This window comes from Pseudomonas sp. 05N434, assembly GCF_056396965.1.
Genome location: NZ_JBFTMK010000516.1, coordinates 1 through 5306 on the forward strand (window position 1 = coordinate 1; position 5306 = coordinate 5306).

Annotated in this window: 2 protein-coding genes and 2 pseudogenes; 2 read left to right on the forward strand and 2 right to left on the reverse strand. The window is 58.8% G+C overall.

Annotation, left to right across the window (positions count from 1 at the left end; translation table 11 throughout):
- A partial coding sequence (locus AC1DLB_RS24775) for a DEAD/DEAH box helicase (RefSeq protein ID WP_477785820.1) occupies positions 1-1741 on the forward strand: 1741 nt, incomplete at its 5' end.
- Positions 1742-1970: 229 nt separating this feature from the next.
- On the opposite strand, the gene AC1DLB_RS24780 is transcribed toward AC1DLB_RS24775, so the two are convergent.
- The gene (locus tag AC1DLB_RS24780; protein ID WP_064616808.1) at positions 1971-2726 is read right to left on the reverse strand and encodes a class II aldolase/adducin family protein; all 756 of its coding nucleotides are present in this window, start codon (positions 2724-2726) and stop codon (positions 1971-1973) included.
- Positions 2727-2847: 121 nt separating this feature from the next.
- Here AC1DLB_RS24780 and AC1DLB_RS24785 point away from each other — a divergent pair.
- Positions 2848-3609, forward strand: a pseudogene (locus AC1DLB_RS24785) (LysR family transcriptional regulator); the annotation flags it as partial.
- On the opposite strand, the pseudogene mrdA reads toward AC1DLB_RS24785, so the two are convergent.
- Positions 3608-5306 (reverse strand): annotated as a pseudogene (gene mrdA / locus AC1DLB_RS24790) (penicillin-binding protein 2); the annotation flags it as partial. The pseudogenes AC1DLB_RS24785 and mrdA overlap by 2 nt on opposite strands.

The following is a 5306-nucleotide window of genomic DNA, read 5'->3' on the forward strand; positions in this document are numbered from 1 at the left end:
CAATCCGGAACGGCTCGCCCGACGTCGCGACGACGAACTGATCCTGGTGAACATTCCACAACGTCGCAGCACCGACCAGGGCCCGTTGCAGGTCGCCCTGCCCTTCGGCCGCCTGAAACCAGTGCTGGCCACCCTTGGCGAGTTTTACCTGCAAGAGCCCGGCGAAACCACGCTGCGCCTGAGCAAGGCCGACGCCACGCGACTGAACCCGCTGGAAGGCCTGCCGCTGCTCTGGGAAGGTGGCGAGCAGATCCGCACCTTTGCCCAGCGCCTGCGCGACATCAAGGACCACACCGCCGCAGCGCCCGAAGGCTTGAATGCCACCTTGCGCCCGTATCAGCTGGAAGGCCTGAGCTGGATGCAGTCGTTGCGACAACTGGAAGTCGGCGGGATTCTCGCGGACGACATGGGCCTGGGCAAAACCCTACAGACCCTGGCACACATTCTCAGCGAGAAGAATGCCGGGCGCCTCGATCGGCCGTGCATGGTGGTCATGCCCACCAGCCTGATTCCGAACTGGATCGACGAAGCGGCGCATTTCACGCCGCAACTCAAAGTGCTGGCGCTGTACGGCGTCAGTCGCAAAAAGCATTTCGATAACCTGGCCGATTACGACTTGATCCTGACCACCTATGCACTGCTGCCCAAGGACGTCGAACGTCTGGCCGCGCAGCCGTTGCACGTACTGGTGCTGGATGAAGCGCAGTACATCAAGAACCCCAACAGCAAGGCCGCCCATGCGGCCCGTGAGCTGAATGCTCGCCAGCGTTTGTGCCTGAGTGGCACGCCGCTAGAAAACCACTTGGGCGAGCTGTGGTCGCTGTTCCACTTCCTGCTGCCGGGTTGGCTCGGTGATGTGAAAAGCTTCAACCGCGATTACCGCGTACCGATAGAAAAGCGTGCCAGTGAAGTACGACTTCAACACCTGAACGGTCGGATCAAACCGTTCCTGCTGCGCCGGACCAAGGAACAAGTGGCCACCGAACTGCCGCCGAAAACCGAAATCGTCCATTGGGTCGAGCTCAACGAAGCCCAGCGCGATGTGTACGAAACCATGCGCCTGGCCATGGACAAAAAAGTCCGCGACGAGATCACCCGCAAAGGCGTGGCACGCAGCCAGATCATCATTCTTGAGGCACTGCTGAAGCTGCGTCAGGTGTGCTGTGATTTGCGCCTGGTCAACGATGCTGCCCTACCCGCTCGCGGCAGTACCTCCGGCAAACTCGATAGCCTGATGGAAATGCTTGAAGAGCTGTTCGAGGAAGGTCGGCGGATTCTGCTGTTCTCGCAGTTCACTTCAATGCTGTCGCTGATCGAGGACGAACTGAACAAACGTGGCGTGGCGTATGCAATCCTGACCGGCCAGACCCGTGACCGACGCACGCCAGTCAAGGAATTCCAGAGCGGCAAGCGTCAGATCTTTCTGATCAGTTTGAAGGCTGGCGGTGTGGGCCTGAACCTGACCGAAGCCGATACGGTGATTCACTACGACCCTTGGTGGAACCCGGCGACGGAAAATCAGGCGACGGATCGTGCGTATCGCATTGGTCAGGAGAAGCCGGTGTTCGTCTACAAGATGATTGCCAGGGGCACGGTGGAAGAGAAGATTCAGCATCTGCAGAAGGAAAAATCCGATCTGGCCGCAGGCGTGCTGGATGGACGCAAGACCGGGGACTGGAAGTTGCAGAGCGATGATATCGAGGCGTTGTTTGCGCCGTTGCCGGAAAAAATCGATAAGTAGCAGGGATAGTCAGATCGCGATTACGAGCAGGCTTGCCCCCACAGGGTGAGCATCAATCCTGCGGGAACCTGCTCGCGAAAGGGGTCTTCTGAAATCGGACATGTCCTCCTGTAGGAGCGAGCGATGCGGCGACCCGACTTGCCCGCGAAGGCGGTGTGTCAGTCAACGTCGATGTTGAATGCGCTGACGCCTTCGCGGGACAGCAAAACAATGCTGTTGATGACAGAGTTTACGATAAGTAGGACTCGCGCTGGGATTCGATCAGGGTCAGAGCAGCCTCCCAGGCCAGGTCGATGATGTTGTCCTGTTCATCGCGGTCAAACTGTTCGGCGGTGTGCGCACAGACTTCCGGAGACGGGTAATGCAGCGCCGAACCACCGGCCAGCGCTTGAACCTGTGCCTGACAGGCACGCTCCAGGAAGTGAATTTCCTGAAATGCCTGGGCCACGCCGGAGCCACCGACCAGCAGGCCGTGATTACGCAGGATCATCGCCCGATGCGGCCCCAGATCGGCAATCAGACGCTCGCGCTCATCCAGCGACAGGGCAATGCCTTCATAGGTGTGATACGCCAACTTGCCGTAAAACTTCAACGCGTGCTGACTGATCGGCAACAAGCCGTGCTTCTGCGCGGCGACGGCCATGCCGGCGGCGGTGTGAGTGTGAATCACACAGTTTAGATCCGGGCGAGCCATGTGGATTGCCGAGTGGATCACAAAGCCTGCGGCATTGACCCGATGACCTTTGTAGGCCGGATCGACCACTCGCCCTTCCTGATCGATGCGCACCAGATCCGAGGCGCGCATGCGGTCGAAAATAACCCCGTAGCGGTTGATCAGAAAGTGATGCTCAGGCCCTGGAATACGCAGGGTAATGTGGGTGTCGATCAGGTCGGTCATGCGAAAGTGCGCGACCAGGCGATACAGCGCGGCCAGTTCGCAACGGGCTTGCCATTCAACCGTGCCGATGTGTTCAGGTTTGCTCACGAATACACCTCTTTAGCAGCGCACTCTCTGGCGCTTGTGAGCTTTATCGCTTCCATGCCAGGATTAGTCAATTTTCATATTCTTATCTTTACTATTAGCACTGCTACTACATGGAATCTTTATGCCGTCCACTTCGAACCCGTGGGTTGGTCGCCGCTTTCTGAATGACCGTCTCGACTGGAACCTGCTGCGCACTTATCTGGTGATCGGTCAGGAAGGCAGCATGAGTCGGGCCGCCGCGCGGCTGCACATCACCCAGTCGGCGGTCAGCCAGGCTTTGAAGCGTCTGGAAGAACAACTGGAATGTGTGTTGATCGCCCGCAGTGGAAGGCGGTTCGATCTGACGGAAACCGGGGAAGAAGTCCTGCGCATTGCAACGGACATTTACGGCGATATTTCACGCCTGGGAACGGTGCTGGAGAGTCGGCACGACGACGTGGTCGGCAAGATCCGCATCCTCACCGTCAGCGGCGTGCAAGCACGACACTACGATGAGTTCCTCGCCGACTTCCATGAAACCCACCCGAAAGTCGAGCTGGAAGTTGAGGTGATGGGCAGTTCGAACATCATCAGTTCGTTGCTGCAAAAGACCGCGACCATTGGCGTCGGATTATGCCGTTTACCGCAGCCGCGACTGGAACAGAGGGTATTGTTTCGCGAGCGTTATGCGTACTTTTGCGGGCAGCGTCATCGACTTTTCGGACAAGAGAATCTGACCCTTGAACAGCTCGCTGCAGAGAACTTCGTCAGTTTCACCAGCGATCAGCTCGGCGGCAATCTTTCACCCCTGACCCTGTTTCGCGACCAGCAAGGCTTTACCGGCAAGATCGTTGCGTCATCCACCAGTTTCGAAGAGATTTACCGCTTGATCTGCGCAGGGTTTCCATGATCTGCCGCACCACAGGGCCGGCGACGCGACCACCGGCCTCGCCGTTTTCGATCATCACCGAGATGACAATCTGCGGATGTTCGGCCGGAGCAAATCCGACGAACAAGGCGTTGTCGCGGTTGCGCTCCAGGGTTTTCGCCCGGTTGTAGCGTTCACCCTGCTTGATCGCCACCACTTGCGCGGTGCCACTTTTGCCGGCGATGCGGTACTGCGCGCCCTCCGCCGCCGCTCGGGCAATCCCGCGCGCGTCGTGCATCACCATCTGCATGCCGTGGTTGACCTGCTCCCAGTCACGCGGATCCTTGAGCAGGATGTTCGGCATCGGATGCTCGTCCACCGGCGCGACGCCATCCACGGTCTTGGCCAGGTGCGGCCGGTTCCATACACCTTTGTTGGCGATCAGCGCGGTGGCCTGTGCCAGCTGCAGAGGAGTGACCTGCATATAGCCCTGGCCAATGCCGAGGATCACTGTCTCGCCGGGGAACCATGCCTGTCGCCGCGTGGCGCGCTTCCAGGCCTGAGACGGCATCAACCCGGGAGACTCTTCGAACATGTCCAGCGAGACCTTCTCGCCCAGGCCGAACATCGCCATGTAGTCGTGCAGACGATCAATGCCCAGCTTATGGGCCAAATCGTAGAAGTAGGTGTCGTTGGAGCGCATGATCGCCGTGTCCATGTTCACCCAGCCATCACCACTGTGATTCCAGTTACGGTATTTATGATCAAAATCCGGTAACTGGTAATAGCCCGGATCGAAGACTCGGGTCTGCGGGGTTACGACTCCGGCGTCGAGGCCGGCGATCGCCACTTCCGGCTTGATGGTCGAGCCAGGTGCGTAGAGCCCGCGCAGCACGCGATTGAACAGCGGCCGGTCGATGGAGTCGTGCAGTGCCGCGTATTCCTTAAAGCTGATGCCCGTCACAAACAGGTTCGGGTCGAAGCTTGGCTTGCTGACCATGGCCAATACTTCGCCGGTCGACGGATCGAGAGCGACCACCGAGCCACGCCGATCGCCCAATGCCTCCTCGGCGGCTTCCTGAAGTTTGACGTCGAGGCTCAGGACGATGTTTTTGCCGGGGATCGGGTCGGTATGCTTGAGCACTCGCAGCACGCGGCCCTGGGCATTGGTTTCGACTTCTTCGTAACCCACATGGCCGTGCAATTCTGATTCGTAGAATTTCTCGATACCGGTTTTGCCAATGGATTGGGTGCCACGGTATTCCACCGTGTCCAGGGCTTTGGATTCTTTTTCGTTAATGCGACCGACGTAGCCGATCGAATGCGCAAAGTGCGCGCCCATGGGGTAGTGGCGAACGAACTGCGGCTCTACATCGATTCCGGGCAGACGGAACTCGTTGACCGCGAGTACGGCGATCTGTTCTTCGCTGAGCTCATAGAACAGCGTGACCGGGACGAAGGGGTGCCTGGCCTGCTTCATCGCCTTGTCGAACAGTGTACGGTCCTCGGCCGGCAGGTGCAGGAGGTTGACCACTTCATCCAGCTCGCGTTTGACATCGGAAGCGCGTTCGCGGGTGATGGTCAGGTTGAAGCTGGGCCGGTTGTCTGCCAGGACCACACCATTGCGGTCGTAGATCAGCCCACGAGTTGGAGTGATCGGCAGGACATGGACGCGGTTGTTTTCGGAGATTGTCGAGTGATAGTCGAACTCGACAACCTGCAGGACGTACATG